The sequence below is a fragment of the Halobellus litoreus genome (assembly GCF_024464595.1).
GTDB classification, from domain to species: Archaea; Halobacteriota; Halobacteria; order Halobacteriales; family Haloferacaceae; genus Haloquadratum; species Haloquadratum litoreum.
In genome coordinates this window covers 13,922-32,844 of record NZ_JANHAW010000001.1, presented here as the reverse complement: position 1 = coordinate 32,844, position 18,923 = coordinate 13,922, and the positions used below count along the sequence as shown (strand labels likewise).

Sequence of the window (18,923 nt, the reverse complement as noted above, 5' to 3'; positions counted from 1 at the left end):
GGACGTCGGGACTTTGTCTTTGCCCCGCTGTGGGTAGTTTCTGGCTATCTATCGTGTGATTTCCCGAATCGACGGGAGCGTTTCCGCCAATACTTATGTCGTGCGCGCTGTGGTCGGTGTGTATGAGACTACGGACCGTGCTGAACGAATATAAGCGCGACCGCGACGGGCGATTCCCTGGCGAGTTGCCCACCACCGAGGGCGCGCTCTCCGGGCACGGCGACCGGCTCGTTCACGTCGGAAGACACGGGGCACTGCGAGACTACTCGTCTGCGCTTTCCGGACTGTACGGGATCGACCGCTCCCGCTTCGCCATCGAAGCCGACGGTGAGATCCGCTGGTTCGACGACCTCGAACCGGTCCGACAGCACTACTACCGGGAAACGAGCCTCGTCGAGACCGAGTACAACGCCGGATCGTACACCGTCCACCAGTACGACCTCACGCTCGGGCGAGCCCACGTCACACACGTCGAACTCCGCGGGGCGATCCCGACCGACGCCCACCTGACCGCGTTCCTGACGCTCGCGCCGGAGGGCCGCGAGACGCAGGTCGGTCGGCTCATCCACGACGAGGGGGGTCCGCGCGACACGCAGGCCGTCGAGGTGTTCCACCGGAACGAACACGACTACGTCACCGCCTCGACCGGCCTCGACGACGTCCGCGGGCAGGTCCCCGAACGGTTCGAGGAGATGCTTTCGACGGACGCGTTCGACTTCCCGCGAGACGCCGTCCTCGAACGGTACGAGGACACCCACCTCAGCGGTGACATCGTCGTCTCCGCCCCGCTGGAACAGGAGGGTCGCGGCGTCCAGACCACGCTCGTCACACAGATCTCCGATCACGCCGAGGTCGACCGGGAGGCCGCGCTGGCGGACCTCCGGCACTGCGCGCTCTCGCACACGAGCGCGGACGACATCCGGGCGGCCGCCCGGGAACGGGCTGAGATCGTCGTCCCCGAGGGAACGCCCCGGCAGAAGACGGTTCGCTCGGACTTGCGGGCGCTGTCGCTCCTGACCGCGCCGTCGGGCGCACACATCGCCGGGCCCGAGTTCGATCCGTTCTACACGCACTCGGGCGGCTACGGGTACACGTGGTTCCGGGACGAGGCCGAGAGCGCGCGCCACCTCCTGCGGAGCGACGACGCGCTCGGCCTGGACGCGATCGACCGACTCACTGCGGTCGGATCGTTCTTCTGTACGACCCAACTGGACGACGGGTCGTGGCCGCACCGCGTGTGGGCGATCGACGGGTCGCTGGCGCCCGGCTGGGCGAACGCGCGAATCGAGGACTCCGACGGCCCCGAGTACCAGGCCGATCAGACCGCCAGCGTCGTCACCTACCTCGCGACGCTGCTGTCCGAACGGCGATCGGACCTCACCGCCGACCAGCGGAGTCGGTTCCGTCGCGCCGTCCGAGACGGGATCGACGCACTCGACGAAGAACTCGAGGCCGACGGGCTCCCGAGCGCGTGTCAGAACGCCTGGGAAAATATGGTCGGACGCTTCGTCCACACCGCTGCGGCGTTCCTGCAGGCGTACGCGACGGTCGCCGAGGCACCCGTCGACGGCGAGTTAGCGGACCACGCGGCCTCGCAAGCCGACGCGGTCTTCGAGGGCCTCGACAGGCTGTGGGACGACGAGTACGAGGTGTACGCGCTCCGCGTTCGGGACGGCGGCCTCGACTCGCGACTTGATTCGGGTTCCTTCGCCCTCGTCGAGGCGCTGGCCGCCTACGACGACGTCGGCGCGCTCGACGGACTCCCGCCGAAGGCGTTGTCGCGGCTCGAAACGCACATGGAGACCGCCCTGGAGGACCTCTACCGCGAATCCGACGACGGCGAGGTCGCGGGCTTGATCCGGTTCGAGGGCGACTACTGGCGCAGCGCCGACCAGGACGACGAGAAGGTGTGGTCGGTTTCGACCGCCTGGGGCGCGAACGCGGCCGCCGAGTTGGCGACGCTGCTCGACGCGCACGGCCGTTCGAACGCGGCGGAGTCGTTCCTCGAACGCGCGACGGAACTGTACGACCTCCTGGGCCGAGACGGCCCGTTCTGTTCGGGTGCGGGCTACCTCGCGGAGCAGACGTTCGACGACGGGACGCGCGACAGCGCGACGCCGCTCGGATGGTCGCACGCGATGCGACTGCGCGCGACCGGGACGCTCGCGGCGCAGGACGCGCTCCCGGCACCGAAACCGGCTCCGTCGGGACCGACGGGACGACCGCGGTGGACGACCGGCGAGAAGTACGGTGTCGGCACGGTGGCGGACCACACCGCCGAGGACCCCTCTCGGGTCTGGTTCACGCTCACCGAGGGCTCGTTGACCGAGGTCCGCTTCCCCAGGGTCGATCTGATGAACCTCCGGACGTTGGACTTTCTGGTGGTCGACGCGGGGGAGGAGGCGGCGTACACGGCGCGGACGCACAACGAGACGCGCCGCGACGACGAGGCCGACACGATCGAGCGCCGGGCCGAGATCGTCGACGACGACGCGCTGGTGTTCCGGCACGTGATCTCGGAGACCGGCGACGGCCGGGGCCACGAGTGGCGGCTGACGGCGGAGTACGTCACCGACCCCGAACACGACGCGCTGCTCGTCGACGTCGCCTTCGAGGCGACCGACGACAACGAGTACGAACTGTACGCCGTCGCGGACGCCTCGCTCACCAACACCGGCTCGACGGATCGTGGGCTCCGACTCGGCGGCTCAGGGGGGTACCAACTCGTCGCTCGCGACTCCAGTGCGTACGACCAGGGCGGCGACGTTGAACCGCTACTCATCGACGAAGACGGCACCGAGTACAGCGTCGCGGCCGCGATGGCTGCCGCGGGTCGCTTCGACTGGGCGACGGTCGGCGTCGCGGGCTCGGAGTACCTCTCGGAGTTGTTCACCGACGGGAAAGCACCCACGCCGGTCGACAGCGTCGACGACGAAAGCGTGGTCCTCGTCGGACGGATCGGCACCGGTGCGGACGTCGCCGATCGGTTGGCGCTCGGGTTCGCCGAGGACGCCGACACGGCGGCCGCGCTCGGGGAGGCGGCGGGTGCGCTCAGTCGCGGCTACGAGACGGTTCGACGCGGATACGTCGACAGCTGGGACGAGTTCCTCGCGGACAAGGAGCTTCCCGAATCGGTCCTCGACGACGAGGCCCTCGCCAACCAGTACAAGACGTGCCTGATGTCGCTGCGCGCGGTCGAGGACAAGACCTTCCTGGGTGCCGGCATCGCGTCGCCGTCGGTGCCGTGGGGCGAGGCCGTCACCGCCGAGGAGGCGAAGGGGTACGGCTACAACTTCGTCTGGTCGCGGGACCTCTATCAGGTGTTCACGGTCTTCGAGGCGGTCGACGACCTCGAAACGGCGCGCCTGGCGCTCGAATACATCTACCGCTACCAGCAGGACGACCGCGGGTTCATCCCGCAGAACACGTACCTGAACGGGCGGACCCGCTGGGGCGGCGAACAGATGGACAACATCTCGTTCCCGCAGGTGATGGCCTGGATGCTCAGAGAGCGGGGCGTCGACTTCGCGGACACCGAGTACGGTTACGTCAACATCAAGCGCTCGGCGGACTACGTCGCGCGCAACGGTCCGCCGACCGCCCAGGAGCGCTGGGAGGAGGAGGCCGGTTACTCGCCGTCGTCGATCGCCGCCGAGATTGCCGGACTCGCCTGCGCGGCGGACATTGCCATCGAAGAGGGCCACGAAGCCGACGCGCTCATCTGGCAGGCGCTGGCGGACGACTGGACCGACCGGGTCGAGGAGTGGACCGCGACCGAGACGGGGACCGAACGGCACACCAATACGCCGTACTACGTCCGGATCACTCGCGACGGCGACCCCGACGCCGGCCACCTGCGGACCCTCGCGAACAACGGGCCGACGCTCGACGAGCGGGAGATCATCGACGCCGGCTTCCTCGAACTCACCCGACTCGGTATCAAGCCGGCTCACGACGAGGTCGTCCGCAACTCCGTTGCCGAGGTCGACAGGACGCTCCGCGTGGACACGCCGCACGGGCCGGCGTTCTACCGCTACAACGGCGACGGCTACGGCGAGCGAGCCGTCGACAAAGAGGGCGCGCCGTGGTCGATCGAATCCAAGGGGAAGGGTCGCCTCTGGCCCATATTCACCGGCGAGCGCGGCGAGTACGAGCTCCTGCACGGTCCCGACGAAGCAGCGCTGGAGCCGCAGAATATGCTCGAAACGATGGCCGGTTTCGCCAACTCGGGGAGAATGCTCGCAGAGCAGGTCTGGGACCGCGAGCACAGCACGGAGTTCAACTGGGCGTTCGGCGAGGGTACCGGGGCGGCGACGCCGCTCGCGTGGTCGATGGCACAGTTCGTCAGACTGGCGCACAGCATCGACGCGGGGCGGCCGGTCGAGATGCCGTCGGCGCTGCGCGAGCGCTACGTCGAGCGCGACCGTCCGACGGGACCGCGACTGCAGGTCAGTACCCGGTTCAAGGGCGACGAGCTCGTGGTCTCCGGCCGGACCGACGCCGCGGTCGTCGCGGTCAAGACGCCCTCGGAGACGGCGCTCGTCGACCCCGTCGAGGGGTCCTTCGAGACCTCGCTCGACATCGAACACGGCGAGAACCAGGTCACCGTGGCGTCAGCCACCGACCGGGACCTGCGAGCGGCCGGGACGAGCGTGGCCAGGTTTACGCTCTGAGGTCGGCGCGCAGACCCGACGCGGCGAGATCCGCCGTCGGACCGCGGGCCGTCGCCGCGGTGGCAACCTCGATACGCGTCGCTGAGGGCGTCTCCGGCAGGCGTCGTTGATGTCGTTGTCGAGAGGGGTCGCCGAGGAGTTTCGGGGGGCGAACAGTCGGCACAGCCGTCGGCGACCCGGTCGGTTCCCGTGCCCCAACCGGAGGCGCTCGGACGGCTCGACGTAATCCCGCGCCGGGGTGCCGAACAACCGCAGAGCGGCGCGGGGTCGTGTTCAACTCACGGACCGACTGGCCGCTCCTTCCCATATAAACGTCCGTTCGGCAGGGGGTCGCCCCACGGCGAGGTGCCGACGTCTGAGAGCGAGCACCTCCGAGTGGCCACGTCGTTTTTGCGTGGTGGGCGCGTTCCTACGACTATGGCGACTTACTCACGGCTGACCCGCGTCGCGGCGCCGCTGTCGGCGGTCTGGGATTTCCACTCCCGTGTCTCCGGGCTCGAAGCGCTCACGCCCGACTGGATGAATCTCCGAGTGGAGTCGGTTACCGGTCCCGACGGCGACCCCGACCCCGAGGTCTTAGAGACCGGTTCAGAGATCAGACTCTCGATGCGGCCCTTCGGAGTCGGTCCGCGTCAGCGATGGACGTCGGCCATCGTCGACCGCGAGGAAGGCGACGGGCGGGCGGTCTTCCGCGACGAGATGCGCGGCGGCCCGTTCGCCGAGTGGGTGCACACCCATCGCTTCCTCGCCGACGGCGACGAGACCATTATCGAAGACGAAGTCGAGTACGAACTCCCCGGCGGTGCGGTCGGACGGAGCGTTTCGCCGATGGCGCTCGTCGGATTCGAACCGATGTTCCGCGCGCGCCACCGCAAGACGAAGGAACTCCTGGAGTAGCGGGCGAAGAACTGCTGGGGCGAGGGCAGGGGAGCGGTCTCCACCGAAGACACTTATCGCCGGCCGAGACAGAAGGCGGTATGAAACGCCCTCCACGCGCGAACGACGGATCTTCCACCGGCAGTCCGCCCGACGACGCCGAAATCTCTTCCCAACACCGCGAGGAAGCCCGTGATCACGGAGCGACAGCATCGACCCGACGGCAGTTTCTCGCGAGCCTCGGCGTCGCCCTCGGGGGCACTGTCGCCGGATGCGGCGGGACGGGGACCCCCGAAGGGAGCCCCGGGTCGGGGTCCGGCACGGACGGGACCGACGCATCGAACGGCCGACCTACTCCCGCGGCTCTCGGACCCACACCCGAAGCCGTCGGTCCGTGGCCACAGGCCCGCGCGGACGCGGGGAACACCGGTTTCGTCGAGACCTCGGGGCCGACCGCGGACCCGAGCCGCAGGTGGACGACGGACAGCGCCGGAACGGTCGGAGCCGCGGTCGGCGCGCCGCCGGGCGCGGGTGCAGAAAATGGCGACACCGCCGGCGACGAAAACGACGGAGTGGACGGCCCGTACGTCGTCAGCGAGGACGGCCGAATCGCAGCCCTCGACCCGGCGGGCGAAGTCCGCTGGCGGGCGACCCTCGCCGACGCCCGGTTCCCGCCGGCGGTCGGGGCCGGCTTCGCTGTCGTCCCACAGCGCGAGCGACTGACGGTGTTCGACGCCGCGAGCGGTGAACGGGTTCGCTCGATCGAACTCCCGGGCGGCGTCCTCTACGCGCCGACGCTCGTCGGGACGCGCGCGTACGTGGGGACGTTCTCGAACGGCGTCGTCGCTGTCGACGTCGCGAGCGGGGAGACGCTCTGGGAAGCGGTCGCGCCCAGCCGCGCGTACCCGCCACTCGTCGTCGACGGCGTCGCCTTCGCCACCGCGAGACGCTGGGAGACGGACGAGGACGACGGCGAACCGGGCGTGCTCGTCGCACTCGACAGCGAGTCCGGGGAGCGACTGTGGGACCGCCCGCTCGACGGGCCGCCGACCGCCCCACCCGGTCACCACGAGGGCGTCGTCTACGCCGGTACGAATCGGGGCTCCGTGTACGCCGTCGGCGCGGGGTCGGGCGACCGTCGCTGGCGGAGGACGGTCGGCGACTGGGTGACGCGGGGGCCGACCGCCGCCGCGGACGGGATCTACGTCGTTGTTCTAGGGGAGGGCCCCGTGAAATTGGACCGCGAAGGGGGCGTCCTATGGCAGTCCGAAGCCGGTGGGAGCACGAATCCCGTTCTGACCGATGACGATGTCGTCCTCGGAACCGACGACGGCGTCGTCGCCGTCGACCGGGAGGACGGAAGCGTGAGCTGGCGTCGCGAGACCGACGCCGCGGTCCAGTTCGACGCCCGCCTCCGGGACGGAGTCGTCTACGCCGGCGATCAGTACGGGACCGTCGTCGCCCTCGACGCATCCTCGGGGGACCGGCGCTGGGAGTTCCCGTTCCGCCCGACGACGATGTCCGGACCGGTCGTCGGGCCGCGTACCGTCGCCGGCGGGAGCAGGGACGGCGGGACGTACGACGTCCTCGCGACCGAGGGGCAGGAGCTGTCGCTCGCCGGCGGCGCGGCCACTCCGGCGATCACGCCGGTCTTCCTCGAGGACATGAGGGGCGATTCGGAGACGGACGCCGAAGGGAGCGCCGGTTCGCCGACGAGGACGGGAACTGCGCCGGATTCGACGGCGGCCGAGACGCTTCTCGGCGGCGGCACGGACGGCTCGCTGTTCCGCGTCAGAACGGTCGACTACGGGGAATCACCGCGGGGGAAACTCCGACCGACGCCGACGCCGACCGCGACGCCGGGGCCGGCAGAGCCGACCGCAACGCCGACTCCGCACATCGACTTCCCGAAACCCGAACCGCTCTGGGAGCGCGGCCTCGACGTCCGACTGCGCTCGCCGGTCACCTACGCCGACGGCCGGGCATACGTCGGGACCGAAGCGGGATTCGTCGTTGTCGATCCTCGCAACGGGCAGTTGCTGTGGCAGCTCTCGCTGGAGTCGGACGATGGCGATGGCGACGACGGCGGGCCGGTGAGCGGTGCGCCGGCGGTGTCGACCGGTCGCGTGTTCGTCGCGACGGCCGCCGGTCGACTCGTCGCGGTCGATCCGGGGGACGATTCGACCGCCCCCGGCGACGGTGAGAACACGCCGACCACCGGGGAGGACGGAGGAGAACCGTCGACCACCGGGGAAGGCGATCCCGACGACGGGAGCGGAGTGGCCCGCCCCGTGGTCGACTGGGAGGAGTCGGTGGGCGCGGGGGTCCACGCCGGTCCCGCCGCAGTCGACGGATCGGTCTTCGTCGCCGACGAGGCGGGTCGCGTGAGCGCATACGACGTCGAGGGCGAACGCCGCTGGCGTCGGGAAGTCGGCGGCGCGGTCTTCGGCGGGCCATCGGTGACGGACCGGCGCGTGTTCGTCGGCACGGACGCGGGCGAGGTCGTCGCGCTGCACCGCGACGACGGGTCGGTCGCGTGGCGACAGTCGACCGACGGGTCGGTTCGGGCGACGCCCGCGGTCGGGGACGAGACGGTGTACGCTGGGGATCACACGGGGACGCTCTGGGCGTTCGACGCGACCAGCGGGGACGTCCGCTGGCAGTTGGCGCTCGGCCGGTGGGTCGACGCCCCGCCGGCGCTCGGTCACGGGGCGGTGTTCGTTGCCGATCAGACCGGGCGCGTGTACGCGGTCGTCGGCGAGTGAGGGGGTTTCGGAACGCGGCGACCGGGGAGTTCGGAAAGTGAGCGATTCCCGGGGCCGGAGCGCTTCATAATGATTACTCTCGTCTCTTCCCGCCGAGCGCCGGCAACGGGGACAGTGCTCGGCAGTAAAAAGTGAGAGTGATCATTATCAGGCTTCGTCGCGCATACCGCCGAAGACCTCCTCGGCGGTGGCCGGCGTGTCGAAGTCGTGGTAGTGCTCGCCCTTCTCCTTCGAGAGGATGTTCAGCGCCGCCGCGGCGCCGTCGCCGGCGGAGATGACCGCCTGCCACTCCTCGGCGCGGACCATTCCGCCCGTGGCGTAGGCGTCTGCGACGCTCGTCTCCATCGAGACGTCGACCTCGACGGTGTCGTCGTCGGAGAACGCACAGCCGAGCGACTCCGCGAGATCGCGACTCGCACCGGTCGCGAGGACCAGGTAGTCGGCGTCGTGGGTCTCTCCGTCGGCGGTGAGGGTGAACCCGTCCCCGCTGGCGTCGACGTCAGTGACTTCCACGTCTTGATGGCGCTCCGCGCCGAAATCGTCCGCCTGTTGGCGTGCGGTCTGCAGAAACGCCGAGCCGTCGAGCGAGCCGACGCCCGGGTAATTGAACAGGTGCGCCTTGTGCATCCACGTGTCGTCCGTATCGAAAACGACCGCTTCGAGGCCGTTCTTCGCCGCGAACAGGGCAGCCGAGAGGCCGGCGGGACCGCCGCCGACGATTGCTACTCGTGACATCCCGTACACATAAGCACTCTTCTGAATTCAGTGTTGGGTGGTCGGGCGGGCGAACCGGAACGGCGGGCGGTCGAAGATACGTGACGCAGCTTTATTAGAAATTCAACCCAATTATTATGCATAAATATGGACCCGAAACCCTTCGAGAACGAACGCACGTTCGCCGCATACCGATCGGAGGGAACGCTCGACGAGTTCCACCGATCGTTCGAGGAGGCAGTCACGGAGGTCGAATCCGAACTGGGGCGATCCCACGCGCTTTTGATCGACGGCCGGCGGGTCGACGCCGAGGAGACGTACACCGTCACCAGTCCAGCCGATCAGACGCTCGAAATCGGGCAGTTCGCAGCGGCCGGAGCGGACGACGTCGACCGAGCGGTCGCGGCCGCACGTGACGCCTTCGACGAGTGGCGGGCGACCCACTGGAGCGAGCGGATCGAGATATTTCGACGTGCGGCAGCGCTGATGCGGAATCGGAAGTTCGAACTCGCGGCGACGTTGACCCTCGAGAACGGCAAGAACCGGACCGAGGCGATGGCGGATATAGACGAAGGCATCGACTTCCTCCGGTTCTACAGCCGCGAACTCGAACGCAACGACGGGTACGAGTACGACACGGGCGAACCGACGCCCGGAGAGCACTGCACGAACGCCCTGGAGCCGTTCGGCGTCTTCGGCGTGATCGGCCCGTTCAACTTCCCGTTCGCCATCTTCTGCGGGATGCTCTCCGGCGCGTTGCTCACGGGGAACACGGCCGTCGCGAAGCCCGCGAGCGCGACGTCGCTGATCGCCCACAAGGCAGTCGATATCCTCGTCGAGGCCGGCCTTCCCGACGGCGTCGTCAACCTGGTCACCGGAAGTGGGGGCGCAGTCGGCCGACCGCTCGTCGAACACGAGGACGTCGCCGGCGTCGTCTTCACCGGGTCCAGGACCGTGGGCCGAAACATCCGTCGGACCTTCTTCGACCTCGAGAAACCAGGCCCGGTGATCGCCGAACTCGGCGGAAAGAACCCGGTGATCGTCACCGCAAACGCCGATCTCGAAAAGGCGGTCTCGGGCGTCACAAACGGCGCGTTCGGGTACAGCGGACAGAAGTGCTCGGCGACCAGCCGCGTATACGTCGACGAGCGCGTGATCGAGGAGTTCACCGACCGACTGGTCGCGGCGACCGAGGAGTTGGTGATCGACAGACCGCGGACCGCCGAGGCGTTCGTCTCGCCGCTGATCGACGACGACGCTCTCGACCGGTACGTAGACATCTGTGATCGGGCGCGGCAGGTGGGCACGGTCCGGACTGGCGGGGCTGTCGTCGCCGACGACGGGCGCTCCGGCGACACGGGCTCGGACGGAGATCGCTCTGGCAGAGAGAAGACCGGGCGGGAGCGCTCGGGGGACCTCCCCAACGGACGGTTCGTCGAGCCGACGGTGGTGACCGGCGTCCCGCACGACCACGAACTCGCACGGGAGGAACACTTCGTCCCGTTCGTGACGATCCACCCCGTCTCGGGGCTCGACGAGGCGATCGCCAACGCCAACGACAGCACATACGGGCTCTGTGCCGGACTCTTTTCAGAGGACGAAAACGAGGTCGAGACCTGGTTCGAGCGGATCGAATCGGGGATGTGCTACGTGAACCGCGAGCAGAGCGCGACGACCGGCGCACTCGTCCAAGCGCAGCCGTTCGGGGGCTGGAAGGCGTCCGGGACGACCAGCAAGTTCGCCGGCGGCTACTGGTACCTCCCGCAGTTCCTGCGGGAGCAGAGTCGGACCGTCGTCGGCGACGTCGGGAGAGAGTAGGCGAGCGAGGTCGGTTCCCGTCGCCTTTCGATCATCGCTACGCGTTCGCTACCGCACCTCCCTGTCGACCCATTCCGCGTACGAATCGAGCACGTCGGCTTCGTCGAAGCGCTCGATACACGGGACCTCGGCCGGATGTTCGGCTTCGAGTTGTCGTCTGAGTTCGGGGTATCGATCCGCGGTCGTCTTCGCGAGGAGGATCGCTTCCTCGTCGCCCTCGTAGACGTCTCCGTCCCAGCGGTAGTACGACTCGCAGTCGACGACGTTGACGCAGGCGGCCAGCTTCTCGTCGATCAGGAACGTGGCGAGATCCGCGGCCGCGTCTCGGGGAGCAGTTACGTATACAGTCGGCATCGTTTCACAGTGTGCCGGGGAGCCTGTTTAGTCGTGCTGGGGGAAGCGAATCGGTCGTCCCTCCGTCGGAAAACAGCGGGGGGGCTTCGGCACAGGGTTCCCACCTGAAGGGCGCAGAACCCGATTATCACGTCGAAAGCGACTGCCGAGCGCCGACCGGAAGACGATCGGTGTTCCGCACGGGAACCACCACCACGGTTTTGGAGCGGAGGAGCGACGTATTTCTATGGCACGCACCGCAGTCATCGCGGGTGTCGGTCCCGGACTGGGTGAATCGCTCGCCCGAACGTTCGCTGCCGAAGGCTGTCGAGTAGCGCTGTTCGCTCGCACAGCGGATTTCATCGAAGACTTAGCCGCCGACCTCCCCGATCCGGGAGAGGGACTCGCAGTTCGGACCGACCTCAGCGACGTTTCGGAGATCAGAGAGGGTTTCGCGACGGTCAGAGCGGAGTTCGGCTCCGTCGACGTGCTCGTCAATCACGCGAGCGCGGCCGCCTGGAAGGGGCTGATGGATCTGAGCGTGGAGGAGTTCGAGGACGCGTGGGCGGTCGGTGGCCGCGGCGCGTTCGTCTGCTCGAAGGAGGCTGTCGGCGATATGCTCGACACGGGGGGCGGGACAGTCATTTTCACGGGCGCTACCTCCGCGGTGCGGAGCCTCGGCGGCACGATCGGCTTCACGGCCGCGAAGTTCGCGGCGCGCGGGATGGCGATGGACATCGCTCAGGAGTTCGGACCCGACGGCGTCCACGTCGCCCACGTCGTCATCGACGGCCAGATCGACGGTCCGGAGGCCCGCGAGCGGAACCCCGAGCGGGGCGCGGAGACGTTCCTCGATCCCGACGAGATGGCAGAGACCTACTGGCATCTCGTCGAACAGGACGACATCGGCACCCAACCCTTCGAGGTGCACATCACCAACGGCCCGCAGAATACGGAGTTCCTGTGAGATCGAGACGGCCAGTATGGAAGTAGTGTCGGAGATTGATTATTTCTGACGCAACGCGCCGATACACAGCGATACGGTCGTTCTGACGGCTACCTACATTTGAATTTGCACCTGGCCGGTGATTCACTCGATTTATTACACTGAGGATCTGGGTGAAAATGCTGATTGATGAGTGGTCAGAACGACTGCGTATGTGGGAGTGTGCCACGGACACAAACGACTGCGGCGGGAAATTCTTCCCACACCTCCCTCTGATAACACGACCACTCGGTGCTACCTACACACTGAGCGGTAGCTCGGCCCGGATCTTGCATCTCTGTTATCTGACACGGCCTTCACCTCCACAGTGCGGGCACTGTCCACGCGGGTGCGAAGAGAAGTATCAAGAAGGAGAAGCGGCACTTCGATGGCACCAAAGAGAGAGTATTCGCGAAGCTGTCGTTGTACCCCTCAGACGCCTCGATACATGGCTGATCTATAATAGCGCTGATTAAGAACCACAGAGTCGTAAGGTTGGCCAGCAGCAATGAGTGATGACGTGATTGAGGAGTACACGAACGATTGCCGGATTGTTCACGAGGAGCGGATGCTGCCCGATCTGTATCACTTCGAGCGCTCGGGCTACCGGATCAAATCCTTCGAAAACCCCGACAAAGCCCGTCTATACGCAGACATCTACGAGTTGGTGGGCGGATTCGACGAGGGCAACAGTGGCAAGCGAGGCGTCCCGCCAACCGTCGCACGCGCCGATGAGGATATACGAATGGCGTATTTTACAGCGTCGGTGTCGGTGACGTATGCCGCCCGGGCGTTCGAGATCGACATCGAGAGGGTCCTCGAGAAGATCCAGCGGCTCCGTGAGCGTGCCGAAGAACAGCGCTCCCAGCAAACGGGCGATGAGTAGTCACGACAGGGGTCTCCAAGTACTGTGATGATCCGACTACCTTGGAGGAGACTGGCTGAACTTCGTACGCACGCTCCGAAGATGCGGACTCCGAGACCACACCATACCGAGACTGTTACTTGGTCAGCAGACGACTCAAAGATGTCGGTGGACGGTTCTCACGCCTTCACTTCCGGCCGGCTCTGTTGAAATCGTTAGAAAGGAATATATTCTGTTCAGGGTGTGGCCAGTAGAGATGACCGACATACCGCGAGCGAGCGCAGTGAGCGCGCCACCTCGAAACGCGGCAACGCCGCCCTGAGGGGGTGGCGCAGTGCTTTTGGTCCATATTTTGCCAGCGCGAGACGGCAAAGCCGTCTCGCTGGCCGTACGGCGGGCGCTGGGGCGCGCCGTAGACGAGGGCTCCCTACGGCAGCCCGCAGCGCAAAAGGTGGGTGTGCAACCGGGCGATATCATCCCGCAACTCGTCGGGAGTATAGACAGACTCCTTCGACAGATTCCTTCGTTGAGCTCACGCGAATCCCCCCGTTTCGACTATACTAATCGGCAGACTGCAGGGGGGCGCGGCTTGACACGAATTCAACTCCGAATATTTACCCCGATTTCGAGAATCGGATACAACCGAATCAGGACCTGAGAAACCCGAATACCCGGTTCTCGGGGTATGCCACAATCCGGCCGAAAATTGAGTCCGCCCTCCCCGAATTGAACGGGGGACAAGCCGATCTACAGTCGGCTGCTCTACCAGGCTGAGCTAAGGGCGGGCAACTCAACGTAGCGCCGCTGGCGGACTTAAGGGTTACTCATCGGAGCCGTCAGCCGGTTCGCCGGAACCGCTCACAGTCGTCAGACTCCTCCGTCGGCGTCAGCAACTAGGAACCGTTCGGCGGTTCGGTCGATTTCGTGCTGGACGGAAGCCAGCTCGGGAATCGTCTTGGTATTGTAGGCCCGTTTCGAGCAGTCGGTGTGTTCGGGAACGATCGAGTGGGCTCGTTGTGACAGCGCTGCGAGTCGTCGCTGTCGGTGGCTGTCGTCCCATTTCGGGAGTGCGAGTCGCTCGACCGTCGACTTCGAGAGGCTGGCTTTCCCCCCGGAGGAGATGTCGCGGAGGCACCGCTGATAGGGCGCGGAATTGAGAAGCGCACAGAGGTAGTGGGCTTCGCGCTCGTCGTCGGTAGCGACGAACATACAGTGGTCTCCCGGGACGACTGGCTTGTCGCCGACGAGAGAGTCGGAGACCGTCGAGACGACGGCGAAGTGCGGCTTGAATCCGAGGCGGCACCAGACGACCTTGTACTCCGCCCACGTGTACGGACCGATCCCGAAAAGCGAGTAGAACGGCTCGCCGTCGAACCAGGAAGAGCCGCGGTCGAGCAGTCGATCGCGGTGTGCATCCAGATAGGCGTACGTCGCCGGGGTCTCCCGCCGGATCTCGTCCTCGTTGTTCTCGTCGACGCGTCGTTGGGGAACGAGTTGGAGGTCGTGACCGAAGAGGCCGTACTTCACGATGTGTTTCGATTTCAAATACGGGTAGACGTGATCGGATTCCAGACCGTGGCGCTCGATCGTCTCCTCGTCGACTGCGTAGACCGCTTTCGCGTCGTCTTTGACGCCGTGTCGAATTCGATAGGTGCACGTTCCGAGCGCCGCTCTCTCGGCGTCAGCACTGAGCCAAGGCGACGACGGGGTACCCGGTTCGGCCGGGACGAGGTGCGTCCGCGTGCGATCGAACGACGATCGCATCCTCGACAACGACTCGAAGGAATCGACGCCGTTCCGTGACGGCGTTGGCGCGTTCGTTTCGGAAACAGTACACCATCGGGTCAGCGGGATCCCGTCTTCCGTCGGTTCCGTTCCAGAAACGTCGCTATGGTCTCCGCTTCCGCCCATCCGGAGCGCGAACAGCGCGGTCCCCGCGTCGACCTCCGCGAACGGGGCCAACGAGCCGAAGTCGTGGACGCGATCGTAGACGATCGAGCGCCCGCCGATGTCCGATCGCCGGAGCCGTTCCCCGGCGGGACCGATGAGGAGGTCTCGCTTCAGAATCAGCGACGCGCGGCCCCCGTCGCGGAGCAATCGGTGGACACAGCGAAGCGCGTACGGTACTGAGAGATCGTCGTTCGCGTAACCGAGTCGGGCGTCGAGACCACGGTGGCCGAACAAGGCCGGTTCGGAGCCGTCTCCCGAGTCCGTTCGCCAGCGGTCTTTCACCGTCTCCGACAGCGAATCCCAGGTCAGCCACGGCGGGTTCATCAACAGCGCGTCGGCGCGTTCCCCGTCGAGCGGAGGACTGTCGGGAGTCGCTTCGGCGGCGTCGCCGAGAACGACGCGAGGAGTGAACGTCGGGCGCCCCTCGGTCGCCCGCTCTGAATCGTTCATCGCTTCGAGGAGCGGCCGGACGGCGAGGATAAGCGCGAGCCGGGAAGCCCGAACGGCACTCGGGGCGATGTCGAATCCGCGGACGGAATCGAGTATGGTTCGGATTCGCTCGGTGGCTGGAACGTCCCGTGGCTCCGCTACAAGCCGAGCCGCCGCCGCACCGAGGAAAGCCCCGGCACCACAGCCGGGGTCCACCACGAGCGAGATGTCCGCTGAACGGGCCGAGTCGGCTTCTTCAGCGGAGCGTAATTCTGATTCGGATCCGGCCGCTTCGGACGCCCTTCCACCCTCTGCGGAGCGCTCAAAAACCTCTTGGACCGCGAGTTCAGCGAGTCCGCGAGGCGTGTCGTACCGACCGAATGCCCGCCGGGTGCGGAGTGAAACGGACTCTCGATAGAGGCCCGCGACGTCGTACGGCGACGCCGACTCGACGCACTCGACGGCCTGCCGACGGAACGCAGACGCCTCCGCCGGAACGGACATCTCGGCAGCAACCACCTCGTGGACGGATGCGAAGTCCGCGTCGAACGGGACCGAGGCGTCGGCCGCGAGTGGGCGGGCAACGGTACAGTCGAATCGATCTTCGACCGCGTCGAGCAGTCGGGTGAGCAGGAAGTCGAAGGTCAGGGTGTCGACGAAAAGCGTCTGAGCGGCCGCCGATACCGACGAGTCGTCGGCGAGGTGGGCAAAGACGTCTCCGTGCCGTCCGGCAACGTACGCTCGCCACGCGTCGAACTCGGACTCGATCGTCGGGTGGCCGAGTGACGCTTCCAGCGACGACCGATACTGTCCGAGCAGATCAGTATCCAAGAGACGTGGCAGCGGGGAGGTGCCGTCATTGTCGCCGACAGAGTCTCCGTCTGGCATCCTGGGAGCTCACTCCTCCTGGTCGTCGGCGTCGCCTCGGACAAACCGGTTCGTGCCTGAATCGGCACCTTCGGGTCTGTCGTCTGTTCGCTGTTCGATCTGATCGTCCTCGTCCGCTTCGGCTCGGTCGTCTCTCGACGAGTCAGTTCCGTCCTCCGCCACCGCTTCGGTCACGCCCGCCTCCGCCTCCGTCTCCGTCTCTCGGGGACGGTCCGACTCCTTCACCCGAACGCCTTTCTCAGCCAGGTGGCGCATCCGTCGCTGTGCGAAGTCCTCCTCGGAAGTCCCGCGGGTGGCGAGTACGTACACCTGTGACCCGCCGGCGGGTCGCATCGTCCGTCCGGCGCGCTGTGCGCCCTGCCGTCGCGACCCGCCGAGGCCGGACGCGACGATCGCGAGCTCCGCGTTCGGCAGGTCGATGCCCTCGTCGCCGACGCGCGAGATAACGAGCGTGCGGAGGTCGCCGTCCCGAAACGAATCGAACACGCGCTCGCGACGGTGATGCGGCATCTCGCCGCTGACGAACGGAACGTCGAGCGACTCCGCGAGCGCTTTCCCCTGTTCGAGCCAGTCGACGAAGACGAGCGCTTTCGCGTCCGGGTGGGCGCCGAGCAGCCGGCGAGTCTCTTCGATCTTCTGCGGGTTCTCCGCCGCGATTCGGTGCCTGTCTCGTCCCTCGGCGCTCGCCCACTCGTTACGCGCGAGGTCGTCGGCCCACGGCAGATACCGGATCTGGACCTCCGGCTCTTGGACGTACCCGGCGTCGAACAGTTTCGACCAGTCGGTTCCGATCGGAGGGCCGATTAGCGTGAATATCTCCTTCTCCTTGTCGTCCTCTCGAACGGGAGTCGCCGAGAGTCCAAGCCGGTGTTTCGTCTGGAGGTCCGCGCTCCGTCGGTATATCTTCGAAGGGATGTGGTGAACCTCGTCGTAGACGACCAGTCCCCACCCGCGGGAGTCGAACAGGGAGCGGTGGCGGTCCATTCCCGCGGTCTGGTAGGTCGCGATCGTCACCGGACGGATCTCCTTCTGCCCGCCGTGGTACTCGCCGATCTGTTCCGCGTCGAGGGTGGTGTGCCTGAGGAGTTCCTGACGCCACTGCGAGGCGAGTTCACGCGACGGGACTAACACGAGCGTCTCGCCGCCGACCGCGGCCAGGACCCCGATCGCCGTCACTGTCTTTCCCGCGCCCGACGGGCCGACGAGGACGCCCGACCGCTGATCGAGGAATCGATCGACCCAGTCCCGTTGGTAATCGCGCAGATCGACCGTCAGGTCCAGATCGAGCGGGTCTCCGGTATCGAGGTCGCGGTCGTCGACGACCGGATACCCCGCCTCGTAGAGGATCCGCTTGATCGCTGCTTCCGCCCCGTCTCGGACCCAGCTCTGCGTGTCGGAGATCGGCGCAACCAACTGCTCCTCGTCGAGTTTCTGGCGCGCGACGTTGCCCATCAGACTCTCCGAAGCGGCCTCGATGACGACGTAGCCGTCCTCGTGGGTGAACAGGCGGAATCGGTTTGCGCGTTTCCACTGCGATTCGACCCACGATTCCAAGTGGGGCGATCGACGCGGGAGAACCGAACGCATCATCGAAAGCAGGTCGGATACGTCGTCGAACGGGGCCTGCCAGACGTCTTCCTGTCTGATCTCGTAAATGTACCCACGCGTGTTCGTCTCCCGATCCGCAGTCGTTCGTTCCCGTTCGCCGGTGGAGTCGACGAGGTGAGCGAACTGGGAGAGTTGCGCGCGCGTGTACTGTGTGGGGCGGTCGACGACGATCTCTCGGCGCTCCGGGAACAGCACGATTCGCTCGCGATCGGCGAGCTTGCGCCACTCTCTCGGGAAATAGACGACGGGATCCGATTCGACGTTGACGCGCTCTATCGCGCCCGACTCGGAGAGGCGGTCGAGTTCCTCCGAAGCGACTGCCTGCGTCGTACTCAGCCGTCGGGCGACTTCCGAGGCAGTTACCAGCGGGCGTCCCTCGGCCTCCAAGACGTCACGGAAGCGTTCCACGTCGACGGGTACAGCCGACCCGTGCGGGCCCTCGTCCGCATCAGATCGTTCTTCGCCCCCCAATTCCTCGCCGCCCTCGTCGTCTGTCATCGTTTCTCGGAAGGTCCCCGACCGGGAAACGGTTTGCGACTGTCGCGGGCGCACTGGGATGACGTGGGATACGGGACTTTTGGCGGGGGTATGGGACTGTAGCAGAGGTACGGGACTGTGGCAGAGGTACGGATCCGTCGCAGGGATTCGGGACTTTCGGTAGCTGGCCCGGTACAGGTGCTATCGGTAGCTACTCCGGCGTGCTTGCGTTCCGGCATCGTCCGTGATGGTGTTACCCGTGACGATGTCAAGACCGACTCTGACACACGTCTCGTTTCTTTCATCGCACGCACACCGTGTTTCCGGTGAAAAACCGGGAAGATGGAGGAGCGAGGACACAAATTTCGGTTATTTCGAGAGGGGAGTTCGGACTTCTGAGAGACACACCACGTTTCCGGTGAAAGCGATGAAGCGGCGTATCGGCGTCGACGACGCGGGAGAGGCACACCGGGTTTCCGGTGAAATCCGCCTGAACCGTCCGTCAGTCATCCGCCAGCGGGCACGTTTCTGCGCTGCTGATC

Annotated in this window: 10 protein-coding genes and 1 tRNA gene; 6 read left to right on the top strand and 5 right to left on the bottom strand. The window is 66.5% G+C overall.

Features of this window, described 5'->3' with window-relative positions; genetic code table 11:
* The first annotated feature begins 122 nt into the window (after window positions 1-122).
* The 3 genes from NO360_RS00110 (at window position 123) to NO360_RS00100 (ending at window position 8,314) form a co-directional block, all read left to right on the top strand.
* Window positions 123-4,673: a DUF7997 domain-containing protein gene (locus NO360_RS00110; protein WP_256305354.1), complete on the top strand. Its 4,551-nt coding sequence runs from the start codon at window positions 123-125 to the stop codon at window positions 4,671-4,673.
* A 417-nt stretch (window positions 4,674-5,090) separates the two neighbouring features.
* Window positions 5,091-5,570, top strand: coding sequence for an SRPBCC family protein (locus NO360_RS00105; RefSeq protein ID WP_256305353.1), 480 nt, complete (start codon window positions 5,091-5,093; stop codon window positions 5,568-5,570).
* A gap of 80 nt (window positions 5,571-5,650) precedes the next feature.
* Window positions 5,651-8,314, top strand: coding sequence for an outer membrane protein assembly factor BamB family protein (locus NO360_RS00100; protein WP_256305352.1), 2,664 nt, complete (start codon window positions 5,651-5,653; stop codon window positions 8,312-8,314).
* 147 nt (window positions 8,315-8,461) lie between these two features.
* On the opposite strand, the gene NO360_RS00095 is transcribed toward NO360_RS00100, so the two are convergent.
* Complete coding sequence (locus NO360_RS00095) at window positions 8,462-9,049, bottom strand: FAD-dependent oxidoreductase (RefSeq protein WP_256305351.1); 588 nt, start codon at window positions 9,047-9,049, stop codon at window positions 8,462-8,464.
* Between the two features lie 126 nt (window positions 9,050-9,175).
* Here NO360_RS00095 and NO360_RS00090 point away from each other — a divergent pair, with 126 nt between their 5' ends.
* The gene (locus NO360_RS00090; protein ID WP_256305350.1) at window positions 9,176-10,846 is read left to right on the top strand and encodes an aldehyde dehydrogenase family protein; all 1,671 of its coding nucleotides are present in this window, start codon (window positions 9,176-9,178) and stop codon (window positions 10,844-10,846) included.
* 48 nt (window positions 10,847-10,894) lie between these two features.
* On the opposite strand, the gene cutA is transcribed toward NO360_RS00090, so the two are convergent.
* A complete protein-coding gene (gene cutA / locus NO360_RS00085; protein ID WP_256305349.1) occupies window positions 10,895-11,200 on the bottom strand; it encodes a divalent-cation tolerance protein CutA in 306 nt (101 codons plus the stop codon).
* A gap of 226 nt (window positions 11,201-11,426) precedes the next feature.
* On the opposite strand from cutA, the gene NO360_RS00080 reads away from it, so the two are divergent.
* Window positions 11,427-12,146, top strand: coding sequence for an SDR family NAD(P)-dependent oxidoreductase (locus NO360_RS00080; protein WP_256305348.1), 720 nt, complete (start codon window positions 11,427-11,429; stop codon window positions 12,144-12,146).
* 526 nt (window positions 12,147-12,672) lie between these two features.
* Window positions 12,673-13,050: a hypothetical protein gene (locus NO360_RS00075; RefSeq protein WP_256305347.1), complete on the top strand. Its 378-nt coding sequence runs from the start codon at window positions 12,673-12,675 to the stop codon at window positions 13,048-13,050.
* Window positions 13,051-13,740: 690 nt separating this feature from the next.
* Here NO360_RS00075 and NO360_RS00070 read toward each other — a convergent pair.
* From NO360_RS00070 to NO360_RS00060, 3 genes are all read right to left on the bottom strand, one after another.
* Window positions 13,741-13,814: transfer RNA gene (locus NO360_RS00070), tRNA-Tyr, on the bottom strand.
* Between the two features lie 82 nt (window positions 13,815-13,896).
* Window positions 13,897-16,296 carry a type I restriction endonuclease subunit M gene (locus NO360_RS00065; protein WP_256305346.1) on the bottom strand — a complete coding sequence of 800 codons (2,400 nt, stop codon included), beginning with the start codon at window positions 16,294-16,296 and terminating at the stop codon, window positions 13,897-13,899.
* Between the two features lie 9 nt (window positions 16,297-16,305).
* Window positions 16,306-18,402, bottom strand: a complete 2,097-nt coding sequence (locus tag NO360_RS00060) for a DEAD/DEAH box helicase (protein WP_256305345.1) — start codon at window positions 18,400-18,402, stop codon at window positions 16,306-16,308.
* Window positions 18,403-18,923 lie beyond the last annotated feature (521 nt).

Coding starts and splice junctions, on each gene's coding strand:
- NO360_RS00110 (WP_256305354.1), top strand. CDS start 123: ATGAGACTACGGACCGTGCTGAACGAATATAAGCGCGACCGCGACGGG.
- NO360_RS00105 (WP_256305353.1), top strand. CDS start 5,091: ATGGCGACTTACTCACGGCTGACCCGCGTCGCGGCGCCGCTGTCGGCG.
- NO360_RS00100 (WP_256305352.1), top strand. CDS start 5,651: ATGAAACGCCCTCCACGCGCGAACGACGGATCTTCCACCGGCAGTCCG.
- NO360_RS00095 (WP_256305351.1), bottom strand. CDS start 9,049: ATGTCACGAGTAGCAATCGTCGGCGGCGGTCCCGCCGGCCTCTCGGCT.
- NO360_RS00090 (WP_256305350.1), top strand. CDS start 9,176: ATGGACCCGAAACCCTTCGAGAACGAACGCACGTTCGCCGCATACCGA.
- cutA (WP_256305349.1), bottom strand. CDS start 11,200: ATGCCGACTGTATACGTAACTGCTCCCCGAGACGCGGCCGCGGATCTC.
- NO360_RS00080 (WP_256305348.1), top strand. CDS start 11,427: ATGGCACGCACCGCAGTCATCGCGGGTGTCGGTCCCGGACTGGGTGAA.
- NO360_RS00075 (WP_256305347.1), top strand. CDS start 12,673: ATGAGTGATGACGTGATTGAGGAGTACACGAACGATTGCCGGATTGTT.
- NO360_RS00065 (WP_256305346.1), bottom strand. CDS start 16,296: ATGCCAGACGGAGACTCTGTCGGCGACAATGACGGCACCTCCCCGCTG.
- NO360_RS00060 (WP_256305345.1), bottom strand. CDS start 18,402: ATGACAGACGACGAGGGCGGCGAGGAATTGGGGGGCGAAGAACGATCT.